The organism is Rahnella sp. PAMC25617 (genome assembly GCF_050606005.1).
GTDB lineage: Bacteria > Pseudomonadota > Gammaproteobacteria > Enterobacterales > Enterobacteriaceae > Rahnella > Rahnella variigena.
Genome location: NZ_JBOCUM010000013.1, coordinates 124,442 through 148,989, shown reverse-complemented (window position 1 = coordinate 148,989; position 24,548 = coordinate 124,442). Strand labels below are relative to the sequence as shown.

The 24,548-nt window shown below is 52.6% G+C and carries 20 protein-coding genes; 10 read left to right on the top strand and 10 right to left on the bottom strand.

The window, feature by feature from the left end; all coding sequences use genetic code 11:
- Window positions 1-70: 70 nt before the first annotated feature.
- The 9 genes from prmA to msrP form a co-directional block, all read right to left on the bottom strand.
- The gene (gene prmA, locus ACM615_RS16880) at window positions 71-955 is read right to left on the bottom strand and encodes a 50S ribosomal protein L11 methyltransferase (RefSeq protein ID WP_112290405.1); all 885 of its coding nucleotides are present in this window, start codon (window positions 953-955) and stop codon (window positions 71-73) included.
- Window positions 956-998: 43 nt separating this feature from the next.
- Window positions 999-2,444, bottom strand: a complete 1,446-nt coding sequence (gene panF, locus ACM615_RS16875) for a sodium/pantothenate symporter (protein WP_431012214.1) — start codon at window positions 2,442-2,444, stop codon at window positions 999-1,001.
- Window positions 2,434-2,676, bottom strand: coding sequence for a YhdT family protein (locus ACM615_RS16870; RefSeq protein WP_431012213.1), 243 nt, complete (start codon window positions 2,674-2,676; stop codon window positions 2,434-2,436). The genes panF and ACM615_RS16870 overlap by 11 nt, the downstream gene beginning before the upstream one ends.
- 98 nt (window positions 2,677-2,774) lie before the next feature.
- The gene (locus ACM615_RS16865) at window positions 2,775-4,697 is read right to left on the bottom strand and encodes a M60 family metallopeptidase (protein ID WP_431012212.1); all 1,923 of its coding nucleotides are present in this window, start codon (window positions 4,695-4,697) and stop codon (window positions 2,775-2,777) included.
- A 156-nt stretch (window positions 4,698-4,853) separates the two neighbouring features.
- Entirely contained in the window at window positions 4,854-6,203 is a 1,350-nt protein-coding gene (gene accC / locus ACM615_RS16860) for an acetyl-CoA carboxylase biotin carboxylase subunit (protein WP_112290409.1), read from the bottom strand.
- Between the two features lie 11 nt (window positions 6,204-6,214).
- Window positions 6,215-6,679, bottom strand: coding sequence for an acetyl-CoA carboxylase biotin carboxyl carrier protein (accB, locus tag ACM615_RS16855; RefSeq protein WP_013577296.1), 465 nt, complete (start codon window positions 6,677-6,679; stop codon window positions 6,215-6,217).
- A 32-nt stretch (window positions 6,680-6,711) separates the two neighbouring features.
- Entirely contained in the window at window positions 6,712-7,164 is a 453-nt protein-coding gene (gene aroQ, locus ACM615_RS16850; protein WP_013577295.1) for a type II 3-dehydroquinate dehydratase, read from the bottom strand.
- A 241-nt stretch (window positions 7,165-7,405) separates the two neighbouring features.
- On the bottom strand, window positions 7,406-8,008 hold the full coding sequence (gene msrQ, locus ACM615_RS16845; protein ID WP_112290411.1) for a protein-methionine-sulfoxide reductase heme-binding subunit MsrQ: 603 nt from the start codon (window positions 8,006-8,008) through the stop codon (window positions 7,406-7,408).
- Window positions 8,009-8,027: 19 nt separating this feature from the next.
- The gene (gene msrP, locus ACM615_RS16840) at window positions 8,028-9,029 is read right to left on the bottom strand and encodes a protein-methionine-sulfoxide reductase catalytic subunit MsrP (RefSeq protein WP_112290413.1); all 1,002 of its coding nucleotides are present in this window, start codon (window positions 9,027-9,029) and stop codon (window positions 8,028-8,030) included.
- Between the two features lie 389 nt (window positions 9,030-9,418).
- On the opposite strand from msrP, the gene csrD reads away from it, so the two are divergent.
- From csrD to tldD, 8 genes are all read left to right on the top strand, one after another.
- Complete coding sequence (gene csrD, locus ACM615_RS16835; protein WP_112290414.1) at window positions 9,419-11,353, top strand: RNase E specificity factor CsrD; 1,935 nt, start codon at window positions 9,419-9,421, stop codon at window positions 11,351-11,353.
- A 355-nt stretch (window positions 11,354-11,708) separates the two neighbouring features.
- A complete protein-coding gene (gene mreB / locus ACM615_RS16830) occupies window positions 11,709-12,752 on the top strand; it encodes a rod shape-determining protein MreB (protein WP_013577291.1) in 1,044 nt (347 codons plus the stop codon).
- 275 nt (window positions 12,753-13,027) lie between these two features.
- Complete coding sequence (mreC, locus tag ACM615_RS16825) at window positions 13,028-14,035, top strand: rod shape-determining protein MreC (RefSeq protein ID WP_112290416.1); 1,008 nt, start codon at window positions 13,028-13,030, stop codon at window positions 14,033-14,035.
- Entirely contained in the window at window positions 14,032-14,520 is a 489-nt protein-coding gene (gene mreD, locus ACM615_RS16820) for a rod shape-determining protein MreD (protein ID WP_112290418.1), read from the top strand. Before mreC ends, mreD begins: the two co-directional genes overlap by 4 nt.
- 7 nt (window positions 14,521-14,527) lie before the next feature.
- Window positions 14,528-15,121, top strand: coding sequence for a Maf family protein (locus ACM615_RS16815; protein ID WP_112290419.1), 594 nt, complete (start codon window positions 14,528-14,530; stop codon window positions 15,119-15,121).
- On the top strand, window positions 15,111-16,580 hold the full coding sequence (rng, locus tag ACM615_RS16810; protein WP_112290421.1) for a ribonuclease G: 1,470 nt from the start codon (window positions 15,111-15,113) through the stop codon (window positions 16,578-16,580). The genes ACM615_RS16815 and rng overlap by 11 nt, the downstream gene beginning before the upstream one ends.
- A gap of 97 nt (window positions 16,581-16,677) precedes the next feature.
- Window positions 16,678-20,514, top strand: a complete 3,837-nt coding sequence (gene yhdP, locus ACM615_RS16805; protein ID WP_132966289.1) for an AsmA2 domain-containing protein YhdP — start codon at window positions 16,678-16,680, stop codon at window positions 20,512-20,514.
- Window positions 20,515-20,656: 142 nt separating this feature from the next.
- Window positions 20,657-22,102: a metalloprotease TldD gene (gene tldD / locus ACM615_RS16800; protein ID WP_112290424.1), complete on the top strand. Its 1,446-nt coding sequence runs from the start codon at window positions 20,657-20,659 to the stop codon at window positions 22,100-22,102.
- Window positions 22,103-22,185: 83 nt separating this feature from the next.
- Here tldD and aaeR read toward each other — a convergent pair whose 3' ends face one another.
- Entirely contained in the window at window positions 22,186-23,124 is a 939-nt protein-coding gene (gene aaeR / locus ACM615_RS16795; protein WP_431012211.1) for an HTH-type transcriptional activator AaeR, read from the bottom strand.
- A gap of 274 nt (window positions 23,125-23,398) precedes the next feature.
- On the opposite strand from aaeR, the gene aaeX reads away from it, so the two are divergent.
- Window positions 23,399-23,602 (top strand): p-hydroxybenzoic acid efflux pump operon protein AaeX, encoded by a 204-nt coding sequence (gene aaeX / locus ACM615_RS16790; RefSeq protein WP_112290425.1) that lies wholly within the window; start codon window positions 23,399-23,401, stop codon window positions 23,600-23,602.
- A gap of 7 nt (window positions 23,603-23,609) precedes the next feature.
- The gene (gene aaeA, locus ACM615_RS16785) at window positions 23,610-24,545 is read left to right on the top strand and encodes a p-hydroxybenzoic acid efflux pump subunit AaeA (RefSeq protein ID WP_112290427.1); all 936 of its coding nucleotides are present in this window, start codon (window positions 23,610-23,612) and stop codon (window positions 24,543-24,545) included.
- Window positions 24,546-24,548: the final 3 nt, after the last annotated feature.

Sequence of the window (24,548 nt, the reverse complement as noted above, 5' to 3'; positions counted from 1 at the left end):
AAAGGTCAGAAAAGGTTTTTGGGGGGAAACCCGCTCTTTATGCACAAAAAGAAAGAGCGGGTGACGGCTATCAGGCTTTTTTAACGCCTGTAATGCGGCACCATTCTTCTTTCTCGGCCACCGCATCCAGTTCAAATTTATCTTTGTACGCATCCGCCACACTTTGCGCCTGGCTGGCCAGAACGCCGGAAAGCCCCAGATGACCACCTGCAACCGGCAGCACGCTGATAAGCGGTGCCAGTTCGCGCAGAGGGCCAGCAAGGATGTTAGCGACGACCACGTCGGCTGACAGGTTCTCTGGCTGATCTTTCGGCAGGTACAACGACAGACGCTCTGAAACGCCGTTACGCTCGGCGTTATCACGGCTGGCCTGAATCGCCTGCGGATCGATGTCGATCCCGACGACGTGTTTTGCGCCAAGTTTCAGCGCAGCGATCGCCAGAATGCCCGACCCGCAGCCGAAGTCGATCACCGTTTTATCGGTCAGATCCAGACTGTCGAGCCATTGCAGACACATCGCGGTGGTCGGATGGGTGCCGGTGCCAAATGCCAGGCCCGGATCGAGCATCACGTTGACAGCATTCGGATCCGGCACATCGCGCCAGCTTGGGCAAATCCACAGACGCTCGCCAAAACGCATCGGGTGGAAGTTATCCATCCATTCGCGTTCCCAGTCTTTGTCTTCCAGCTGTTCGATTTTGTGCACGAAACCTTTGCCCAGCAGCGGTTCGTTTTCCAGCATGGCGACTACTTCTTCCATGTCGGTTTCCGCATCGTACAGGCCGATAGCGTCGGTATCGCCCCACAGCAGGGTTTCGCCCGGCAGCGGTTCGAAGACCGGATTATCGTGGGTATCCTGGAAAGTCACGGACACGGCGCCACTTTCGATAAGCGCGTCGCTCAGCGTTTCCGCGTCGTTACCGGTGGTATTAATTTTCAGTTGGATCCAAGGCATAGCCATTCTCTTCTTAACAATCTGTAAAATCAGTGCCGCCCGGTCAGGACGGCTTGAGTACGGTTTCGCGTGGCTGTTTACCAAACTTATTGCCGACATAAAACGCCAGCAGGCTCAGCAACAGCGACGGCACAATCGGATGCAGACCAGCAATATGCAGGTCGATACTGGCAAGCAGGGTATAACAAACTGCGCCAACAATCATTGAGCTCAGCGCCCCGGCAGCATTGGCGCGCTCCCAGTACAAACCGAGCACCAGCGGCCACAGGAACACCGCTTCCAGCCCGCCAAACGCCAGCAGGTTCAGCCAGATAATCATTTCCGGCGGACGCCATGCGGCCAGTAATACCAGCAATCCCAGCACAAAGGTCGCCCAGCTCGAGAACCGCTTCAGCTTACGCTCGTTGGTTAACTGCTCCGGTTTAATGCCGAGGTATAAGTCTTTAACGATAGTCGCTGATGACTGTAAAAGCTGTGCGTTGATGGTCGACATAATGGCAGCCATCGGTGCGGCCAGGAAAATCCCGGCGGCGTAAGGTGGCAGCACGGTGATCATCAGCGTCGGGATCACCTGATCGGGAATTTTCAGATCAGGTAAAACCGCGCGCCCGAGTGCGCCAGCCAGATGCATACCGAACATCAGTACGGCGACCACAATCGTGCCCAGCACAATGCCGCGGTGCACGGCTTTGCTGTCTTTGTATGAGATACAACGCACGGCAGTGTGCGGCAGGCCAATCACGCCAAAGCACACTAAAATCCAGAACGAGGCCATGAATGGCAGCGACAGCACGTCATCTCCGCCATGAACGGAAACCAGTTTCGGGTCGATTTGCTGAAGTTTATCAACGGCACTGTGCAGCCCTCCGGCGGCATGGATCACCGCCACCAGCAGCAAAACGGTACCCAGAAGCATCACCAGCCCCTGCATGGCATCATTGAGCACGCTGGCACGAAAGCCACCAAACGCGGTATACAGCGCGATACTGATGCCGAAAATCAGCAGACCGGTGTCGTAAGGGATACCGGCGGCGGTTTCCAGCAGACGCGCACCACCGATGAACTGCACGGTCATCGCACCCAGAAATGCCACCAGCAGGCTCAGACTTGCCAGCCAGACCAGCAGGCGGCTCTGGTAGCGCGCAAACAGCATGTCATTCAGGGTAACTGCGTTATAGCGGCGCGCCAGAATGGCGAATTTTTTGCCCAGCACGCCCAGTGAAAGCCAGACAGCAGGCAGCTGGATCATCGCCAGCAACACCCAGCCAAGGCCAAACTTGTATGCAGCACCGGGACCGCCGATAAACGAACTGGCGCTGATGTAGGTAGCGGTAAGAGTCATGGCCAGTACGAAGCCGCCCATCGAGCGGTTACCGAGGAAATACTCGGTGAGGAAGTTGCCCTGTTCGCGACGCGTGTAGGCATACACAGACAGCCCGAATACCAGCAGCAGATAGGCAATCAGTGGCAACAAGACTTCAGTCTGCATGATGATCCTCCAGCGGAATATCGCGATAAATCACGCGAACCATCAGCCAGCTTAAAAGAACGAATATCAGCGGTACCAGCAGACAGGCCATTTCAAACCAGTGCGGCAGGCCGGTGATGCCCTGTATATCGTCAGGAATATAAGCGGCAAAACTCCATGCCAGCAGATAGGCAATCGTCAGCCCAAACGCCCAGCGGGCTTCGCGGTTGGCTTGTAAGAAACGTTGATCCATAGGTTCACCGTAAATTGAAAATAAGGGGGGATTTTACGGATTATGGCATTTTTCGCAGTAACTATTTGCCAGGCGAGGAATTCACCTGGCAGGCAGGATTATTTGACGATATTAAGGTTGATCTTTATCTCAGAAGCCCATGTTGGCTTATGCCAGTCACGGCCTGATAAATGTGTTGTTCCATGGTAAGTGCCCGCCGGAAGCTGAGTGTTATCCTCTTTGCGGAAATCGAAACGCAGGAAGCTTGTTGAGCCGGAAACACAGTTAGCAGCAGAGTTGAGGGTATAATTTGCACATTGTCCTACGGATTTTTTGCCGTGAAGTTTTACTCTAAATGCGCGCTGCTGGCTGTCGGTCACATCTGCATAAAACTGCGTGTCGCCTGATTTGCTCCACACTAATGATGTTGGCCCCTGGGCTGAGGTTGGCAGAACGAAGCCAATATTTTTAGCAACAGGATCAACCATAGTTGTGGTGGTATAAGAAGAGGAATAATCACTGTTAAGTGTTATCTCTTGTGTTTGTGCGGGTTGATAAGGTTTCGGCAGTTTCATTGCGTTTACCGCATCGCTGGCTTGCGAAGAATAGGTGAGTCCCCAGTGGTCATAAAACTCACGAAGATCGTTCTTAGAATACTTACTGGTATTCACTACAAACCAATCTTTTAACTCCTGAGAAGAATCGAGGTTGGAGCGGTTTTTAGCGTAGTTGTATTCTTCGCGGAACGCTTTACCTAATTGCGGATAAAGTTCCGGGTAGCTGAAGAGCAATTGGGCAAACAGAGTCGCCCTTTTAAATTCGGTGCCAGACCCCGAATTATCAAAGTTATAATGTTCCCCGGAAGCAATAAAGTTCCCGACAGCGTAAGTGCTCCAGTCTAACGCTTTTATATTGCTATTAGAATGGCACGAGGGGGTAGGTGCTTCTCCGCGTAAAAGGGTGCAGTTTGCGACAGAGTAGAGATTCACCGTCACTTCATTTAATGCCGACCATGACCAACCCTGTTGGTTGTGATGACCAAATTCATGCCAGTCGCCCCAGTCAGTATCGTCGGCAAGCTTGCTGTTGAACCCTATTGCGGTAAAGCCCTGACCACCGGTAGCGTAGCAACAGTCATTATATGTGGCGACGATTAAACCGCGAGATGGTTGGTTTAAAGGATCAGTACCGTCAAAGCCATTAAGCGAGTCATCCTTAATTGTCATCGCCAGATATTGGCTCATTGAATGAACCATATTTGTATCAGCCGATTTTTTAGCAATTGCGGTCTTTACATTCATTCTGGAACGACCCGAGAACATAAATATCTGACCCGATTTAGAATTGCTCTGGCTTAATGTTTTCCAGTCTGCCTGTGTACTTTGTCCGAAAATAAAGAAGGGTTGTTTGACACCGCCTTCCAGAATTTCAATATTAACGGCCTTATCTACATTAGGCATTGTAATATCTTGATCGTTGCAGGCTAATAATATTGTTCCATCCTGCTTTAATGTGTAGGTATTGACTGAAGCACTTTTCAGACCTTGAGAATCCAACATATGGTTTTCTTTGGCAAAGCCCACCCCGGTTGCTATGGAGCAAGACACTCCCTGAGGCATCTCACCGACCATGAGTTTGATGTTTTGCCCAGCAGTCGCGAAATCGCGGGTCAGGAAATAACCATTGCGCCCGTTTGCACCGGTTCTGTTTTTGCCCTGGCTATGAATTTCTGTTACGGGAATATTGTAAGCATTTTCGTTGTCAGCAGGGTATATATCGAGATTTCTTTTCAGCCAGAATAAGGGGTCGTTAACATTATTCCCCCTGGCAATCGTGTTTTTTATATCTGCATTTAATTCAACTGGGGTGGTGCCTAATTCAAATAAGGCTTCCCTGAATCCTTCGCTGTCAGAATAATTATCCCACCAGTTTTGTGATGGACTTGCCATATCCGCAAAAGATGACGTGCAGGCCGTAACTGAAAGTAATGATATTACGGATGTGAATAATAGATTCCTTTTGGATAATTTTTTAATATGCATTGACTCTTCCTTGCTCTAAATGATGGGGTCGGAAGATTAGCAGATTAACAAGGCGGTTTTAACTATAGATTTATTAGTCGAGATTTTATGAATATATTATTTATATCAATATAAATAAAAAAACCTCAACGGATTCGTTGAGGTTTTATCGAGGAATTATTTTTCCTGCAGACCGAGTTTTTTCTCCAGATAGTGGATGTTAGTCCCACCGTGCTGGAAGTTCTCGTCGTCCATAATGCGCATTTGCAGATCAATGTTGGTTTTGATGCCGTCGATGATCAGTTCTGCCAGTGCATTTTTCATGCGGGCAATCGCCACTTCACGGGTTTCGCCGTAAGTGATCAGTTTACCAATCATGGAATCGTAGTACGGAGGCACAGTGTAGCCTGCGTAAATGTGCGATTCCCAACGAACACCGAAGCCGCCAGGTGCGTGGAAACGAGTGATTTTGCCCGGGCTTGGCAGGAAGGTGTTAGGGTCTTCCGCGTTAATACGGCATTCCACCGCATGGCCTTTGACTTTCACTTCGCTTTGTTTGATCGACAGTGGCTGGCCGGACGCAATGCGCAGCTGCTCTTTGATCAAATCCACACCAGTGATCATCTCGGTAACCGGATGCTCAACCTGGATACGGGTGTTCATTTCGATGAAGAAGAACTCACCGTTTTCATACAGGAACTCGAAAGTACCTGCGCCACGGTAGCCGATATCCACACAGGCTTTTGAACAACGTTCGCCGATGAAACGACGCAGTTCTTCAGTGATGCCCGGTGCTGGCGCTTCTTCCACGACTTTCTGGTGACGACGCTGCATAGAGCAGTCACGTTCAGCCAGATAAACCGCATTGCCCTGACCGTCAGCCAGTACCTGAATTTCCACGTGACGTGGGTTTTCCAGGTATTTTTCCATGTAAACCATGTCGTTGTTGAAAGCCGCTTTGGCTTCCGCACGGGTCATGTTGATGGATTGCTCAAGGTCTTTGTCGCTGCGCACAACACGCATACCACGACCACCGCCGCCGCCAGAAGCTTTGATGATGACCGGATAGCCGATGCGTTTAGCGAAGGCACGGTTTTGGTCCATGTCGTCGCCCAGCGGGCCGTCAGAGCCAGGTACGCAGGGTACGCCAGCCGCTTTCATCGCGTGGATCGCAGAAACTTTGTCACCCATCAGGCGGATAGTTTCAGCTTTCGGGCCGATGAAGATAAAACCAGAACGCTCAACCTGCTCTGCAAAATCAGCATTCTCGGACAGGAAACCATAGCCAGGGTGAATAGCCACCGCTCCAGTGATTTCTGCCGCCGCGATAATGGCAGGGATGTTCAGATAGCTTTTTACTGAAGGTGCAGGACCGATACAGACGGTTTCGTCTGCCAGCAGCACGTGTTTCAGGTCACGGTCAGCAGTGGAGTGCACAGCAACGGTTTTGATGCCCATTTCTTTACAGGCACGCAAAATACGCAGGGCAATCTCGCCGCGGTTCGCGATAACAATTTTATCTACCATGGTACGCCTCGTTATTCGATGACGACCAGCGGCTCGTCGAACTCAACCGGTTGGCCGCTTTCTACCAGAATTGCTTTAACAACACCGGATTTGTCTGCTTCGATTTGGTTCATCATTTTCATCGCTTCAACGATACACAGGGTATCGCCGGCGTTCACTTTCTGACCCACTTCGATGAAGGCTTTAGCGTCCGGGCTTGGCGTACGGTAGAAGGTACCTACCATCGGTGAGCGAACGATATGACCGCTGATGGCAGCCGGAGCCGCTTCTGCAGGCGCAGCAGCTGGCGCGACCGCAGCAGCCAGACCTGGCTGTTGTTGTACAGGCATAGCATAAGCCTGTTGCATCATTGGATAAGCCTGCGCAGGTGCAGCACGGCTGATACGTACTGATTCTTCGCCTTCAGAAATTTCCAGTTCAGAAATGCCTGATTCTTCAACCAGTTCGATCAGTTTTTTAATTTTACGAATATCCATGGGTGTGATTCCGTACTCTTTTTGCGTAGAAATTAGTGGGTTTTTGACAAGCGATTAACCGCTGCCTGTAATGCAAAGTGGTAGCCATCTGCGCCAAGTCCGCAAATAACGCCCACTGCGATGTCGGAAAGATAGGAATGATGCCGGAACGCTTCGCGGGCATGTACATTCGACAGATGGATCTCGATAAACGGAATCGACACCCCCAGTAATGCATCGCGCAGCGCCACGCTGGTATGGGTAAAGGCCGCGGGATTGATCAGAATAAAATCGACGTTTCCGCGTGCCTGATGAATGCGTTCAATCAGGACATGTTCTGCGTTGGATTGCAGATGGCTGAGTGCTACATCAGCAGCAGCAGCCTGAACTTCCAAACCTTTAACAATATCGTTGAGCGTGGTGTGTCCGTACGTTTCAGGCTCACGGGTGCCTAACAAATTCAGGTTAGGACCGTTCAGTAGCAAAATGTCAAACTTATGCGCCATTGTGAGCCTATCTCCGGCAATTAGACAAAGATTGTAGAAAATACCCTGATGTCACCGATTTGTCACCTATTTCGCGGCAAATCGACCCGTCTCTTCAGCATGAGGTCGGGCATTATAATGATATCGTGGCAATTCGCAGCTAAATACTGGTCTTATCAGCGAAGATAATCAACCCTCGCCCGGAGAATGTGAGTGTGATTGCCGGAATTATGAGGGGCAGAACACAGAAAAGTTCCACCGCTTATCGCAGCCACTGGCGGAATTTTTTATAACGAAATGCCAACAAGATCACCGCCAGTAATGCATAAATGACGGGTTGCGGCGATAACACTTTTACCGACCAAAGGTAGTGGATCGGCGCAAGTACCGCGATCAGATAAATGAAATTGTGCAACTTCTGCCATTTTGACCCCAATTTGCGCTGTGCCCACATGGGAGAAGTGCAGGCCAGTGCCAGCAGGAGAACCCAGCAGATGATACCGAGCGTCAGATACGGGCGTGATATCAGTTCACTGCCGAGCAGGCGAAGATTACTGATGCCCAGTTCAAGGAAGGAATAGCTGAGAAGATGCAGCGTTCCCCACGCGAAACACCATAAACCCAGCAAACGACGGGTGCGGATCAGCAGCGGCTGTTTTCCGTAACGTGCGACAGGCGTAACCAGCAGAGTGACCAGTAAAAATTTCAGAGTCATCCTACCGGTAAAATGCTGAATATCTTTAGCGGGATCGGCGCTGAACCAGCCCTGATTAATCGAAAGCACAATCCAGAAAAAAGGCAAAATGGCGCAAAGATAGATGATCACCTTCAGCCAGGTAATATTTGCAGGGCTTAAACGACGCATAGGTGAAGCTTCCCCTTCCTTAATAGAACTTACGCAAGTCCATACCGTGATACATCGACGCCACCTGTTCGGCATAACCGTTGAACAGTAAGGTTGGCTGACGCTGCACGTCGAGCAATCCGCCCGAACCGATAAATCGCTCCGTCGCCTGCGACCAGCGCGGGTGATCAACTTGCGGGTTCACATTGGCGTAAAATCCGTATTCATTCGAGGCAATCTGGTTCCAGGTGGTCGGCGGCTCATCTTTGGTGAATTTGATGTTCACGATGGATTTAATCCCCTTGAAGCCGTACTTCCACGGAATGGTCAGGCGGATGGGCGCGCCGTTTTGCGGCGGAAGTGCCTTGCCATACACGCCGACCGTCATCATCGCCAGCGGGTTCATCGCTTCATCTATACGCAATCCTTCAACGTACGGGTAATTCAGCCCGCCGCCGATAAACCGGTCTTTTTGCCCCGGCATATGTTCAGGGTCATATAAGGTGGTAAACGCGACATAACGCGCATTGCTGGTCGGCTCGGCGAGTTTGAGTATTTCACTGAGCTGGAATCCGACCCACGGCACCACCATTGACCAGGCTTCGACGCAACGCATGCGGTAGATCCGCTGCTCGAGCGGGAAACGCTTCATAATGTCGTCCATATCCAGCGTCATCGGTTTAGCGACTTCACCTTCAATTTTTAACGTCCATGGCGATGTGACCAGTTGCCCGGCATTCGCTGCCGGATCCGCTTTATCCAGTCCGAATTCATAGAAATTGTTATAGCCGGACACCTTATCTTCCGGTGTCAGCGGCAGATCATTCTGGTATGCGGCTGGTTTGGTGAAATCCAGCGGCTTGCCCGCAGGCGCAGACGGGCGGTCATGGCCTTTAAACCAGGAAAGCAGATCAGCCCGGGCATCTTGCGGGATGGCCAGTGCCGCCGCACTGATACCCAGCGCCTGTAATACTTTGCGCCGGTCATGGAAGATGTCTTCGGGTGTGACATCGGCTTCAGTTAGTTTGCGGGGTTTGAACATAGCATTCTCCGGCATTCTCTTTTATATGGTTCATTTTTATGGTTATAGACAGAGCATGGCGTGAAATTGGGGGTTTTGCGAGATGAACCCTGCAAATACCCGATTTTAAAAAAAACGCCTTTGGCTGATTTTTATCCATTTGCATAAGAATTCTGAATTGATTGTTTTTTGCGTTGCTATGCTATCAATGTATGCAAAGGGCACTTTTCGGCCTGATAAAGGAATGAAATGGTGCCCGATGTGGCAGAAATAACGAAATATGCGAGTAATCCTTTTTCGTAAATTTCTCTAGTCCCTCCCTTTTTCTGTTTTATAGTAGCGGCGTTTTTACGCAGCAGGCTCAGACAACGGGTTTGTGTTCACCTAACCGTAGCGAGTAAGGCACAGGGATGCGATTTACTACCAGACTATCGGCACTGATTTCGATGTTAGTCGCGCTGGCAATGCTGTTGATGTTGCTGGGCGTCACTTTCAGTTTTCTCTATCTCAATAAACAAAGTACAGAGCAACATCTTCAGGCGCTGGCGGCGACCTATGATCAGGCGCTTCTGACCCATACCCCTGCGGAAGCCGAACGCTGGATGCCACCTGCGATGCGCATGCTTGATATCACGGATGTTGAGCTCAAACTCAATAACACCACTGTTTATGAGTATCATGAAAAGCCTAATTTACGCCGTTCCTGGGACAGCGTAATCCCTGAATTCGAGACGGCAATTTTCCCGCTGATGCAGAACCATGCGATGTCTCTGCAGATGTCCTATATCGATCCGATCAGCACTTATATCCGCTCCCTGCGCTCAACATTTGCGATTGGTCTCGCCATTCTGGTGATGCTGGGCATGCTGATGCTCAGTTTCCGCTGGCTGCGCCAGGAAACCGATGGCGTGGAAAAACTGGAAGACCGCGCAGTGCGCATTTTACGCGGAGAACGCGAGGGTCTGACCGGTGATGTTGGTGAATGGCCTCATTCTGCCAGCAGTGCTATCGATGTGTTGCTGACTGACCTGAACGAAGCCCGTGAACAGCGTAGCCGCGTGGACACGCTGATACGCGCGTATGCGCAGCAGGACGCACAAACCGGGCTGAGTAACCGCCTGTTCTTTGATAACCAGCTCGCCACACAGCTGGAAGAAAAGGGCGCGCATGGCGTGGTGATGCTGCTGCGTTTACCTGATTTCGATATGATGCGCGAGACCCACGGTCAGGCGGTGGTTGAAGAACTACGTTCGGCGATGGTGAATTTATTATCGACGTTTGTTATGCGCCACGTTGACGCTTTACTGGCCCGCTATTTCCACAGTGATTTTGCGGTGCTGCTGCCGCATCGCACCCTGAAAGAAGCGGAAGTGATGGCGGCCCAGCTGGTGAATGCGCTGGGCGTGTTGCCGACGTCTTCGCTGATCGACCGCGACGCACTGATGTACATCGGCATCAGTGCGTACCGTTTCGGGCAGACGCCGGATCAGGTCATGGATATGGTTGAGCAGGCCACCCGCCACGCGGCGTTCCAGGGAAGTAACAGCTGGTTTATCTACGATAAAAATGTGCCGGAAAAGGGCCGGGGAAGCGTGCGCTGGCGGACTTTGCTGGAGAATACCCTGGCGCGCGGCGGCCCGCGTTTATACCAGAAACCGTCATTCTCAAAAGGCGGCAAGCTTGACCACCGGGAAGTGCAGCGTCGCGTCTTTGACGGAGAACAGGAACTGCTGGCCGCAGAATTTATTCCTCTGGTGGTTCAGTTTGGCCTGTCTCAGAGCTTTGACCGGGTCATGTTAAGTCAGATTATTCCGTTACTTAACCGCTGGCCGGATGAAACGTTGGCATTTCACCTGACGGTTGATTCATTATTGCAGCGCTCGTTTGTTCGCTGGCTGCGCGATACGTTGCTTCAGTGCGAAAGAACCCAACGAAATCGAATTTTGATTGAACTTGCAGAGGCAGATCTCTGTCAACATACCGACCGGCTGCGTCCGGCTATCAGGCTATTGCAAGGTTTAGGCTGTCGTCTGGCCGTGACGCAGGCAGGTTTGTCGGTCGTCAGCACCTCTTATCTGAAAACTTTCCCGGTGGAGAGAGTCAAGCTTCACCCGGGGTTAGTGCGCGATATTGATAAAAGGGTGGAAAATCAGCTTTTTGTACAAAGTTTGCTCAGTGCATGTGAAGGAACTCAGGCCCTGGTTTTTGCCTCCGGAGTGAGGACAAAAGAGGAGTGGGCCGTCCTGCTGAAAAGTGGGATCCACGGCGGTCAGGGCGATTTATTTGCTGTGCCGGAGCCTGTTGACCCGGTCGGTAAAAAATATTCACATAACCGCGATGTTTAAGTGACCGTTATGGGATTATTTAACGTAGAATGAGCCAGCTTTTGACCGACTCCCTTGCCTGGCCTCCGGTGCTTATTATCAGGCCGCAGATGAGCGGAAAATTTCGGTAAAAGTGTAAGAATTTATGTGCGGTGTTGCTACTTCGCCTGGGTGCCTGCCCGAGGTAAACCGAGCCTGCGATAAAGAATTATTTCGCAGTGCCATCAGCCTCAAAAAGTAACAACAAGTGAATGGCGACATCGCTGACAATTTTCACGGAAGCAGGACGTTTTTGCGCCTTGTCGCTGCTTCGCGTGGTTGGTAAAGTAGGCGGATTTTATTTTCCGCCCCCAGCTTGCAGGATTATCCTTTCGTTATGTTTAAGAAATTTCGTGGCATGTTTTCCAACGACTTGTCCATCGACCTGGGTACCGCCAATACCCTTATCTATGTAAAAGGACAAGGCATCGTGTTGAATGAGCCATCTGTAGTGGCTATTCGTCAGGATCGTGCTGGTTCACCTAAAAGCGTTGCTGCTGTTGGTCACGACGCTAAACAGATGCTGGGTCGTACTCCTGGCAATATCGCAGCCATTCGTCCAATGAAAGACGGCGTTATCGCCGACTTCTTCGTGACTGAGAAAATGCTGCAACACTTCATCAAGCAAGTTCACAGCAACAGCTTCATGCGCCCAAGTCCGCGCGTGCTGGTGTGTGTGCCAGTCGGTGCAACGCAAGTTGAACGCCGTGCTATCCGTGAATCTGCACAAGGTGCAGGCGCGCGTGAAGTGTTCCTGATTGAAGAACCGATGGCTGCGGCAATCGGTGCAGGTCTGCCAGTATCTGAAGCGACCGGTTCAATGGTGGTGGATATCGGTGGTGGTACGACGGAAGTTGCGGTGATCTCCCTTAACGGCGTGGTGTATTCCTCTTCTGTACGTATTGGTGGCGACCGTTTCGACGAAGCTATCATTAACTACGTTCGTCGTAACTACGGTTCACTGATTGGTGAAGCGACTGCCGAACGTATTAAGCACAGCATTGGTTCTGCTTATCCTGGCGATGAAGTGCACGAAATCGAAGTTCGCGGCCGTAACCTGGCTGAAGGTGTTCCACGTGGCTTCACGCTGAACTCCAACGAAATCCTGGAAGCCCTGCAGGAACCGCTGACCGGTATCGTCAGCGCGGTGATGGTTGCACTGGAACAGTGCCCGCCAGAACTGGCTTCTGATATTTCCGAGCGCGGCATGGTACTGACCGGCGGTGGCGCATTACTGCGTAACCTGGATCGTCTGCTGATGGAAGAAACCGGTATTCCGGTTGTCGTCGCAGAAGATCCGCTGACTTGCGTAGCCCGCGGCGGTGGTAAAGCATTAGAAATGATCGACATGCACGGCGGCGACTTATTCAGCGAAGAGTAATCTGAGCGAAGACTTGTGGTTTTGGGCAGGGCTTGTTGTCAGCAAGCCTTGTCGTAGTGAACAAAATCAGTCTGCCCGGGAAGGTGGTTGTCCGTCAGGTAAAACCTGCAACGTGAAGTGTGCAGTGTTCAATGTGGATCCGCGCAAACACTGGCTGAGCGATAAACGCTTTGCCGGTGTTTTGTCTATCCCATGAGATTGCCGCCTTTTCTGTCAGGGGAAGTCTTTACTTCGACTGGCTGAAACCTTCTGTTGCCGAGGAACTCGCATATTTTATGAAGCCAATTTTTAGCAGGGGACCTTCCCTGCAACTGCGACTTTTTTTGGCTATTCTCACGGCCATTGTCCTGATTGTTGCCGACAGTAAAATAGGTACGTTTGTTAAAATTCGCACCTATATGGATACTGCCGTCAGTCCCTTCTATTTTTTGTCCAATGCCCCGCGTGAATTCTTAGATCAGGTCTCTTCAACATTTGCCACTCGTGGTCAGATGGAGCTCGAAAACCGCGCTTTGCGTCAGGAACTGTTGCTGAAAAACAGCGATCTGATGCTGCTTGGCCAATACAAACAAGAAAACGCCCGTCTGCGCGAACTGTTAGGGTCGCCGTTGCGTCAGGACGAGCACAAGATGGTGACGCAGGTTCTGTCTACCAGCAACGATCCGTACAGTGATCAGGTGGTGATCGACAAAGGCAGCAACAATGGCGTCTATATCGGGCAACCGGTGATCAGCGACAAAGGTGTTGTCGGTCAGGTTGTTGCCGTTGCCGCTCTGACCAGCCGCGTATTGCTGATTTGCGATGCGTCGCACGCATTACCGATTCAGGTGCTGCGTAACGATATCCGCGTGATTGCAGCCGGTAGCGGCTGTGCCGATGACCTGCAACTCGAGCATCTGCCAAGCAATACCGACATTCGTGTCGGCGATGTGCTGGTCACGTCAGGTCTTGGCGGCCGTTTCCCTGAAGGCTATCCGGTGGGTGTGGTGTCCTCTGTTAAAGTGGACAACCAGCGTGCGTATACCGTGATCCAGGCGCGTCCGACCGCCGGTTTGCAACGTCTGCGTTATTTGCTGCTGTTATGGGGTTCCGACCGTAATGGTGAACATCCTCTGCCGCCTGACGAAGTCCATCGCGTCGCCAACGAACGTCTGATGCAAATGATGCCGCAAGTCCTGCCACCTCCGGGTGATATGGGGCCTCCTGCACCGGTTCCACCACCGGCTACCGGTACGGTGACCGCGCCTGTCAGCACCCCTGCTGTTCAGGGAGCGACACGATGAACAGTTACCGGAGCCACGGGCGTTGGATTATTTGGCTATCCTTCTTAATAGCCATGCTGTTGCAGGTCATGCCGTGGCCGGAACAAATTTACATGTTCAGGCCGTCATGGCTGATGCTGATCCTGATTTACTGGGTGATGGCGTTACCGCATCGCGTCAACGTGGGTACCGGTTTTATTGTCGGCTTCATCATGGACTTGATCCTGGGATCGACGCTCGGCATCCGGGCGCTGGCATTTGCTATCACCGCCTATCTGGTCGCGTTCAAATTCCAGTTATTCCGCAATCTGGCGCTCTGGCAACAGGCGCTGATTGTCATGGTGCTTTCACTGGCCGTGGACGTGATGGTGTTCTGGGGTGAATTCCTGGTCGTTAACGTTTCGTTCCGGCCTGAAGTTTTCTGGAGTAGTGTGGTTGACGGTGTTCTGTGGCCATGGCTGTTCCTGCTGATGCGTAAAATTCGTCGTCAGTTTGCCGTGCAGTGAGGATGTTATGACCGCACTTTATCTGGCCTCCGGGTCACCGCGCCGCCGTGAATTACTGACGTTGCTGGAGTTGCCTTTCGAGCGCCTGTCTACGGACGTGGCAGAAGAACGTCAGCCCGGCGAAGCGCCGCAAGATTATGTTTTGCGGCTGGCGAAAGACAAGGCGCAGGCCGGTGTGGCGGTAGCAGCAGAAGATTTGCCGGTGCTGGGCGCAGATACGATTGTGGTACTTGACGGTAACGTGTTGGAAAAGCCACGTGACGAAGCGCAAGCGGCTGTTATGCTTAATGCATTGTCTGGCAGACAGCATCAGGTGATGACCGCGATTGCGTTTGCCGACCGGCAGGATTGTCTCAATACGTTGGTTGTGACAGATGTCACTTTCCGTTCACTATCCTCCGACGACATTGCACACTATATTCTGAGCGGTGAGCCCATGGATAAAGCGGGCGCTTATGGTATTCAGGGAAAGGGCGGTTGTTTCGTCCGTGAAATTCGCGGCAGTTACTATGCAGTTGTGGGTCTTCCTTTGGTGGAAACTCAGGAACTGCTAAATGAATTTTCTGCCTTACGCGAGCTTAGGAGAAAACATGACAGCTGAATTACTGGTCAATGTCACCCCGTCTGAAACCCGCGTGGCCTACATTGACGGTGGCATTCTGCAGGAAATCCATATTGAGCGTGAGACCAAACGCGGGATTGCCGGCAACATTTATAAAGGACGTATCAGCCGGGTTCTGCCAGGTATGCAGGCAGCATTCGTGGATATCGGCCTTGAGAAAGCAGCGTTCTTACACGCTTCAGACATCATGCCTCACACCGAATGTGTGGCGCGTGATGAGCAGAAAAATTTCCATGTGCGTGATATCGCAGAGCTGGTGCATCAGGGCCAGGATCTGATGGTGCAGGTGGTGAAAGACCCGCTGGGTACCAAAGGCGCGCGCCTGACGACTGACATTACGTTGCCTTCCCGCTATCTGGTGTTCATGCCCGGGGCTTCTCACGTTGGGGTTTCCCAGCGTATTGAAAGCGAAGCGGAACGCGACCGTCTGAAACGTATCGTCTCCGAATATTGCGACGAGCACGGTGGTTACATTATTCGTACCGCCGCCGAAGGCGTGGGCGAAGAAGAACTTAAGCAGGATGCCGCCTACTTAAAACGCTTGTGGACTAAGGTGATGGAGCGTAAACGTCGCAACAAAACCAAGTGCAAGTTGTATGGCGAACTGGCGCTGGCGCATCGCGTTTTACGTGATTTTGCCGGTGAAGCGCTGGATCGTATCCGCGTTGACTCCCGTCTGACCTACGAATTGCTGGTGGAATTCACCAGCGAATACATGCCTGAAATGACCAGCAAGCTGGAGCATTACAGCGGCAAGCAACCTATTTTCGATTTGTTCGATGTTGAGAATGAAATCCAGCGTGCGCTGGAGCGCAAGGTGGAACTCAAATCCGGCGGCTACCTGATTATCGATCAGACCGAAGCCATGACCACCGTGGATATCAATACCGGTGCGTTTGTCGGCCATCGCAATCTCGAAGACACTATTTTCAACACCAATACCGAAGCGACACAGGCGATTGCCCGTCAGTTGCGTCTGCGTAATCTCGGCGGCATTATCATCATCGACTTCATTGATATGTCGAATGAAGATCACCGCCGTCGCGTATTGCACAGCCTGGAGCAGGCGCTGGCGAAAGACCGCGTGAAGACCGGCATTCACGGTTTCTCTGCGCTCGGTCTGGTGGAAATGACCCGTAAGCGTACGCGTGAAAGCGTCGAGCATGTTCTGTGCAGCGACTGTCCGACATGCCATGCACGCGGTACGGTGAAAACCGTTGAAACCGTCTGCTATGAAATTCTGCGTGAGATCGTACGTGTGCATCATGCCTACGATTCCGACCGTTTCCTGGTTTACGCGTCTGCTGCCGTGGGGGAAGCCCTCAAGGGAGAAGAATCCCATGCGCTGGCCGAAGTGGAAATCTTCGTCGGTAAGCAGGTTAAGGTGCAGATTGAGCCGCTCTACAGTCAGGAACAGTTCGACGTCGTCATGATGTGATCTGCGGATGACTGGCTTGAAGCATCTGGGTGTTAAAGGTTTCCATTGCCGTCTGTGCGGGTGAAACCAGCATGGAATGGAAAACAAGGAGAGAGGTTTGAGGCGACTGCCCGGTATTTTATTAACCACCAGCGCAACCCTTGTCGTGATAGTGGCTTTGGTGATCAGCGGCTTGCGTCTCGCATTGCCGCAGCTTAGCCGCTTTCAGGATCAACTGGTCGGGAAAGTAGAGGCGGTCACCGGCGTACCGATTGAACTGTCGCAAATCAGCGCCAGCTGGAAAACCTTTGGCCCGATCATGGAAGTCCGTGGTCTTCAGGTCACATTACCCGAGGCCAAATGGCGGGTTCAGCGCATCACGATGGCGCTGGACGTCTGGCAATCACTGCTGCATTTTCGCTGGCAGTTCCGCGATCTCACTTTCTATAACCTGCAACTGGATTTAAACACCCCGCTCGGTGGCGAGGCCAATAAAGGCAACGGCATCAAGCCCGGTCGTGTCAGCGATATTTTTCTGCGTCAGGTTGACCATTTTGACCTGCGCAACAGCCGCATTACGTTCCCTACGCCTTCCGGTTCGCGTGCCGAATTCGATATTCCCCAGCTCACCTGGCTGAACAGCCGTAACCGCCACCGCGCCGAAGGGCAGCTCAGCCTCTCGAGCTTTAACGGTCAGCACGGCGTTGTGCAACTGCGTATGGATCTCAACGACTCAAACGGTCTGCTCAATAACGGCAAGATTTATATGCAAGCCGATGATATTGATATGAAACCGTGGTTCAGCCGATGGTTGCGCAGTAACACCGGTCTGGAAAGCGCTAACTTTAGCCTGGCGGCGTGGCTGACGGTCCACAATGGCGATATTTATGCCGGTGATGCGCTGCTGAAAACGGGTTCCGCGACCTGGAAAACCGGCGACGATGAGCACCGCCTCGATGTTGATAATCTCACTTTGCACGGCAGCCGTCAGGGAAATGGCTGGCAGGTCGGCACGCAGCAGCTGAATCTGAAAACGGATGGCGTTGCGTGGCCAAAAGGTCGCCTTGAAGCGCTTTATCTGCCTGAAAATAATGATTTCCTCGGCCCCTCGCAGGGCGAAGAATTGCGTATCCGTGGCGCCAATCTGCAACTCGAACGTTTAGGACCGGTGATCCCGACCTTCTCATTCCTGACTCCCGCCTTGCTGGAACGCTGGCAGGATTTAAAACCTGCCGGTAACGTCGACAGGCTCGCGCTGGATATCCCGATCAAACAGCCGGATCAGACCCGCTTTGATGCAAGCTGGCACGATGTCAGCTGGCAGCTCTGGAAGATGCTGCCGGGCGTCAGTCATTTCAGCGGCAGCCTCAAAGGCAGCGTGGCGGGCGGCCAGCTGGCGGTGAATCTCAAAGACAGCGTCTTACCTTATGGCGACATGTTCCGTGCGCCGCTGGAGATAGGCGCCGCGACCGGGACATTTAACTGGACTAACACTCAGGACGGCTGGGCGCTGTCGGGCAAAGATGTGGACGTCCAGGCTAACGCGTTGTGGGCGAAAGGCGACTTCCGTTACCACCAGCCCGTTAAAGGCGAGCCGTGGCTGAATATTCTGGCGGGTATCCGCTTATATGACGCCGGACAGGCGTGGCGCTATTTCCCTGAGCCGCTGATGGGTAAACATCTGGTGGATTATCTGAGCGGTGCCATAAAGGCCGGTCAGGTCGATAACGCGACGTTAACGTTCAACGGCAATCCGCATGATTTTCCGTTCAAAAAGAACGAAGGGCAGTTTGAAGTTTGGGTGCCTTTGCGCCACTCAACTTTCGAATTCCAGCCAGGCTGGCCGGCACTGACTGATCTGGATATTGATCTCGATTTCCTCAATGACGGCCTGTTTATGAAAGCCGCGCACACCAGACTGGGCAATGTTGATGGCAACAATGTGGTCGCCAATATTCCTGATTACCTGAAAGAAAAGCTGTTTATCGATGCCGACCTGCGCGGTCAGGGCAAAGATATCGGCGACTACTTCATGGGTACGCCGCTGCATGATTCGCTGGGTTCGGCGCTACAGGAATTGCAGATTGGCGGCGAAGTGAATGGTCGCTTACATCTGGATATTCCGCTGGATGGTGAGATGGTTCGTGCCTCAGGCGGGGTAACGTTAAAAGACAACAGTCTGTTTATTAAACCGCTGGACAGCAAAATCAGCCATCTCAGCGGTCAGTTCAGCTATGACAACGGCAACCTGCAAAGTAACCGTCTTACCGGTGAATGGTTCGGCCAGCCGGTAAATGTGATGTTCAGCACGCAGGAACTGGCGGATGACTTTAAGGTGCAGGTTGGTCTGGATGCTAACTGGCAGCTGGCAAAAATCCCGGGTCTGCCGGCCGCGGTAGCCAGCAAAATTTCTGGCGGTACACCGTGGAAAGGCGATGTGAATATCACGCTGCCGCACAAAGGCACTCCGACTTATACCGTCGATGTGAACGCCGACCTGAAAGATGTGAGCAGTCACTTACCCGATCCGCTGAGCAAAAAGGCCGGGCACGCAATGCCGCTGGTGGTCAATGTGAAAGGCGATCTGCACAGTTTTAATCTGGAAGGCGTACTGGCCGGAAAAGACCGCTTCAACAGCCGCTGGCTGCTGGGCAAACAGCTGAAACTGGATCGCGCATCCTGGCAGGCTAACGCGAAGAAAACGCCACCCCTGCCGGCAGACAGCAGCCTGACACTTAATCTGCCGCCGCTGGATGGCGAAAACTGGCTGGGCCTGCTCTCGCCGGATAAAGCGGCGCAAAGCACCCGGGGCAACAGCAGCAAAATGGCCGGTTTCAGCTTCCCGCATCAGATAACCCTGACTACGCCAGCACTGACGCTGGGTGGACAGGTGTGGAATGATCTGGCCCTGACTTCGGTGCAGGGGCGTCAGGGAATGGAAATCATCGCCAAAGGCAAAGAAATTGATGGTCAGCTGAATATGAATGACAACGGACCGTGGCTGGCGAACCTGAAATATGTGTATTTCAATCCGCAATGGACCGTGGCTGATGTTACCAGCAGCGGTCAGCCGGGCGGAAATCCGTTCGCGACCAGTAAGATTTCCTTCGCTAACTGGCCTGCGCTGCAACTGCGTTGCCAGGCCTGCTGGTTCCTCGGACAGAACTTCCGCAAAGTGAACGCCGATCTCACCCCGCAGGGCGATCAGCTGATGCTGCGCAACGGCCTGATCGACACCGGCGTAGCGCGCCTCAACGTTCAGGGCGACTGGAAGCAGAACGCACAGGGCGAAAGTACCGGCCTGAAAGGCAAACTGGCGGGTAAAAACATTGAACAGGCGATGTCATTCTTTGGTGTGACCACGCCACTGAAAGGCGCGCCGTTCGACATTAACTTCGACCTGCACTGGAAATCCGTGCCGTGGAAACCGGATATCAGCACGCTCAACGGCACGCTGAAAAACACGCTGGGCAAAGGCGAAATCGCTGATGTCGGCACCGGCCGGGCCGGGCAATTGCTGCGTCTGGTCAGTTTCGACGCCTTGCTGCGTAAACTGCGCCTCGATTTCAGTGATACCTTCGGTCAGGGATTCTATTTCGATTCGATCAAATCCACCGCCTGGATTAAAGACGGCGTACTGCATACCGATGATCTGCTGGTTGACGGTCTGGAAGCAGATATTGCCATTACCGGTCAGGTGAATTTTGTTAATCAGCGCCTCGATCTGGAAGCGGTTATCGCGCCTGAAATCTCAGCGACCGTCGGCGTGGCCACTGCCTTCGTCATCAACCCTGTGGTGGGCGTGGCGGTATTTGCTGCCAGTAAAGTGCTGGCGCCGCTGTGGAATAAAATTTCGCTGATTCGCTATCAGATTAGCGGCACTATCGCAGATCCACACATCAACGAAATTCTGCGTAAACCGGTAGAACATCCAAAAGCCGCTGCCGCTCAGTAATGCCACCGGCGAAGGTGGCAGGAAACCTCGTTCGGGCTGTGTTAGGCTGTAAATAACCTTGTAACAATGGATTGTCCGGCGGGTTGACGTTTTTATAACGCTCAGCCCGCCGGATTTTCGTCTAAAAAGAGAGTGAACATTTATGAGTCTGGCCTTAGTCAGTGAGCAGTTACTAACTGCTAATAATCTGAGTCATCAGGATTTGTTTTCCGTTTTGGGCCAGTTGTCTGAACGTCGCCTTGATTATGCCGATCTCTTTTTCCAGTCCAGTTTCCACGAAGCCTGGGTTATCGAAGACAGCATCATCAAAGATGGTTCTTACAATATCGATCAGGGCGTCGGCGTCCGTGCGGTAAGCGGTGAAAAAACCGGTTTTGCCTATGCTGACCAGATTACCCTGAATGCCCTGAATCTCAGCGCAACCGCAGCCCGCAGCATTGTTCGCGAGCAGGGCAATGGCAAAGCGCACACGCTGGGCGAAATTGCGTACAAATCTCTTTATTCTCCGCTGGATCCGCTGCAAAGCCTGCCGCGTGAAGCAAAAATCGACCTGCTGCACCGTGTAGACAAAATTGCCCGTGCGGCAGATAAGCGCGTGCAGGAAGTCAGTGCCAGCATTACCGGCGTGTACGAAACCGTGCTGGTTGCGGCGACGGATGGCACGCTGGCGGCGGATATCCGTCCGCTGGTGCGTTTGTCTGTCAGCGTTCTGGTCGAACAGGACGGACGTCGCGAACGCGGCTCAAGCGGCGGCGGCGGTCGTGTCGGTTATGACTACTTCCTGGAAACCGTTAACGGCGAAGTTCGTGCCGAAGCTTTCGCCCGTGACGCTGTGCGCATGGCGCTGCTGAACCTGACCGCGGTAGCCGCTCCGGCTGGCGGAATGCCGGTAGTACTCGGTGCAGGCTGGCCGGGCGTGCTGTTGCACGAAGCGGTCGGTCACGGTCTGGAAGGTGATTTCAACCGTCGCGGCACGTCAGTATTCAGCGGCCAGATGGGCAAACTGGTGGCGTCTGAACTGTGTACCGTGGTCGATGATGGCACTATGCCGGGTCTGCGCGGTTCACTGGCGATTGATGATGAAGGTGTGCCGGGCCAGTACAACGTACTGATCGAAAACGGCGTGCTGAAAGGTTACATGCAGGACAAACTGAATGCGCGCCTGATGGGTGTCGCGCCGACCGGCAACGGCCGCCGTGAGTCTTATGCGCATCTGCCGATGCCACGTATGACCAACACCTACATGCTTGCCGGGAAATCGACGCCGGAAGATATCATCAGCAGCGTGGAATTTGGTCTGTATGCGCCAAACTTCGGTGGCGGCCAGGTGGATATCACGTCGGGTAAATTTGTGTTCTCGACTTCAGAAGCCTATCTGATCGAAAAAGGCCGGATCACTAAACCGGTGAAAGGCGCAACGCTGATTGGCTCCGGTATTGAAGCCATGCAGCAGATTTCTATGGTCGGTAACGATCTGGCGCTCGATAAAGGCGTCGGCGTGTGCGGTAAAGAAGGTCAGAGTTTGCCGGTCGGTGTCGGTCAGCCAACCCTGAAACTGGATAATCTGACCGTCGGCGGTACTGCTTAAGTTTTGTTGTTGCATTTCAGCCTCCCCTTTCACAAGGGGAGGCTGGTGGGCTTTAATTGAGTTTGGCGGGTTTTGATACACACTCAACTCCACTGCGTCCCCTTTTTCCCCTGCCGGTATCCCTGATACACCTTGCTGACTCGTTTGAAATAATCCGTCAGATAATCAATGCAGACCTGCACTTTCAGCGGCAGTTTGTCCTTTTCGGTATACAGCGCGTAGACCGGTCGCGGATCGGACTGATAGCTTCTGAACAAAATCTCCACTTCGCCTGCGTTAATTTCCTCAATCACCCACATCAGCGGCACATACGCGATCCCGACACCGGCTTTCAGCCAGCGGATCATGGTTTGCGAATCGTTGGTGACGAAGCGCCCTTGCGGTGTAATGCGGGTCGAAATGCCTTCAGGGGCGATCAGCTCAAATTCGCTGTCGGGGCGCACGCTGTATTCCAGCCATGAGAAATTCACCATATCAGCCGGTTTTTCCGGTGTGCCGTGCTGGGCCAGATAACTGCGCGCTGCGCACACCACCATCGGCATTGAGCCTAAGCGGGTGCAGAACAGGCTGGAATCCTGTAACGCGCCGACGCGGATCACCACATCCAGACCGTCGGCGATTAAATCGGGTGCGGGTATGCCGGTCACCAGATTTACCGTCAGGCCGGGATATTCGCTGAGCATTTCGGCAGTCATTGCAGCAAGAACATTTTGTGCCATTGTTGATGAACTGCCGATGCGCAAGGTCCCGGTTGGCGTGTTGTTGAAGGCATACAATTGTTCATGCACTTCACGCACATCGTGCAGCATTTTCCGGCAACCCTGATAGTAAAGCTTGCCCGCTTCCGTCAGACCAATACTGCGCGTGCTGCGGTTTAATAATTTGATTTGTAAATCGTTTTCCAGCTTTGACACAGTCTGGCTGATGGCGGATACGCTCATGTCGAGGCGTCGCGCAGCGGCAGTAAAAGAACCGCTTTCCACCACCTGAGCGAAAATCGACATGCGTTTTAATCGGTCCATTGTTAACTCTGGCTTAAAAGTGATTTAGATCACAGAACGTTGATTACTTGATAATAAGCACGCTAATATACCCTTCCGGGCGATAATGCTCAGGTTTCAGTTTTCCTGACATAATGCTTACCTTCGCACACTTCCCTGGCAACTCCACGGCTTCATTGATCTGCTCCCGCTGAATTATTTTCCACCGGGGTCGCGTGCCGTTGCCTAAAATAATGAATAATGCGTGCGCGGGACGATACGTGTTTGTCCGTCGTCATAATGTAAGGAATTTTTGATGAGTTTGCTTCCGGTAATGGTGATTTTCGGATTGTCGTTTCCTCCGGTGTTTTTTGAAATACTGCTGGCGCTGGTGGTGTTTTTCGTGCTGCGGCGTGTACTGCAACCCACCGGTATCTATGACTTTGTCTGGCATCCGGCGTTGTTCAACACAGCTTTGTACTGCTGTCTTTTTTACCTGATCTCCTGCATGTTCGTCTGAGGGCGTTGTGAAAAATTTCTCTATAAAAATAATACGTTATGCAATAACGTTGATTCTGGTCGTGCTGGCTGTCATCGCAATTTTCAAAGCCTGGGCGTTCTATACCGAATCTCCGTGGACCCGTGATGCCAAATTTACCGCTGATGTCGTGTCTATCGCGCCCGATGTTACCGGTCTGATTACCGATGTGCCTGTGGTCGATAACCAGCTGGTGAAGAAGGGCCAGGTGTTGTTTAAAATCGACCAGCCGCGCTACCAGCAGGCGCTGGACGAAGCGAGTGCTGACGTCGCGTATTATCAGGCGCTGGCAGCAGAGAAAAAACGTGAAGCCGGACGTCGTGTGAAACTGGGCGTGCAGGCCATGTCGCAGGAAGAAATCGATCAGGCCAATAACGTCCTGCAAACCGCTGAACATCAGCTGGCAAAAGCGCAGGCGGCACGTGATCTGGCCGTGCTGGATCTGGAACGTACCGTGGTGGTTGCACCTGCCGATGGCTGGGTCACTAACCTGACCGTTCATCCGGGTAACTACATCAACCGTGGTTCGACGGCTGTGGCGCTGGTGAAGAAAAACTCCTTCTACATTCTCGCCTATCTGGAAGAAACCAAATTGCCGGGGCTGAACAAAGGCGACCGTGCGGAAATCACCCCGCTGGGCAGTAACCGTATCATGCACGGTACCGTGGACAGCGTGGCCGCGGCGGTCACCAACAGCTCTTCTTCTGCTGCAACGAATGGTCTGGCGACCATCGACAGCAACCTCGAGTGGGTGCGTCTGGCGCAGCGCGTGCCGGTGAAAATCCTGCTCGATGATGAAGACCAGCAACATCCTTATCCGGCAGGGACTACCGCGACCGTGGTTATCACCGGTCAGCATGACCGCAAACAAGATGAAGGTTCTCCTTTCCTTCGTCTCCTGCATCGCCTGAGAGAGTTTGGCTAAGGC

Bases quoted from the DNA above. Each gene is read 5' to 3' on its own strand.
- prmA (WP_112290405.1), bottom strand. From the start codon at position 955: ATGCCTTGGATCCAACTGAAAATTAATACCACCGGTAACGACGCGGAA.
- panF (WP_431012214.1), bottom strand. From the start codon at position 2,444: ATGCAGACTGAAGTCTTGTTGCCACTGATTGCCTATCTGCTGCTGGTA.
- ACM615_RS16870 (WP_431012213.1), bottom strand. From the start codon at position 2,676: ATGGATCAACGTTTCTTACAAGCCAACCGCGAAGCCCGCTGGGCGTTT.
- ACM615_RS16865 (WP_431012212.1), bottom strand. From the start codon at position 4,697: ATGCATATTAAAAAATTATCCAAAAGGAATCTATTATTCACATCCGTA.
- accC (WP_112290409.1), bottom strand. From the start codon at position 6,203: ATGGTAGATAAAATTGTTATCGCGAACCGCGGCGAGATTGCCCTGCGT.
- accB (WP_013577296.1), bottom strand. From the start codon at position 6,679: ATGGATATTCGTAAAATTAAAAAACTGATCGAACTGGTTGAAGAATCA.
- aroQ (WP_013577295.1), bottom strand. From the start codon at position 7,164: ATGGCGCATAAGTTTGACATTTTGCTACTGAACGGTCCTAACCTGAAT.
- msrQ (WP_112290411.1), bottom strand. From the start codon at position 8,008: ATGCGTCGTTTAAGCCCTGCAAATATTACCTGGCTGAAGGTGATCATC.
- msrP (WP_112290413.1), bottom strand. From the start codon at position 9,029: ATGTTCAAACCCCGCAAACTAACTGAAGCCGATGTCACACCCGAAGAC.
- csrD (WP_112290414.1), top strand. From the start codon at position 9,419: ATGCGATTTACTACCAGACTATCGGCACTGATTTCGATGTTAGTCGCG.
- mreB (WP_013577291.1), top strand. From the start codon at position 11,709: ATGTTTAAGAAATTTCGTGGCATGTTTTCCAACGACTTGTCCATCGAC.
- mreC (WP_112290416.1), top strand. From the start codon at position 13,028: ATGAAGCCAATTTTTAGCAGGGGACCTTCCCTGCAACTGCGACTTTTT.
- mreD (WP_112290418.1), top strand. From the start codon at position 14,032: ATGAACAGTTACCGGAGCCACGGGCGTTGGATTATTTGGCTATCCTTC.
- ACM615_RS16815 (WP_112290419.1), top strand. From the start codon at position 14,528: ATGACCGCACTTTATCTGGCCTCCGGGTCACCGCGCCGCCGTGAATTA.
- rng (WP_112290421.1), top strand. From the start codon at position 15,111: ATGACAGCTGAATTACTGGTCAATGTCACCCCGTCTGAAACCCGCGTG.
- tldD (WP_112290424.1), top strand. From the start codon at position 20,657: ATGAGTCTGGCCTTAGTCAGTGAGCAGTTACTAACTGCTAATAATCTG.
- aaeR (WP_431012211.1), bottom strand. From the start codon at position 23,124: ATGGACCGATTAAAACGCATGTCGATTTTCGCTCAGGTGGTGGAAAGC.
- aaeX (WP_112290425.1), top strand. From the start codon at position 23,399: ATGAGTTTGCTTCCGGTAATGGTGATTTTCGGATTGTCGTTTCCTCCG.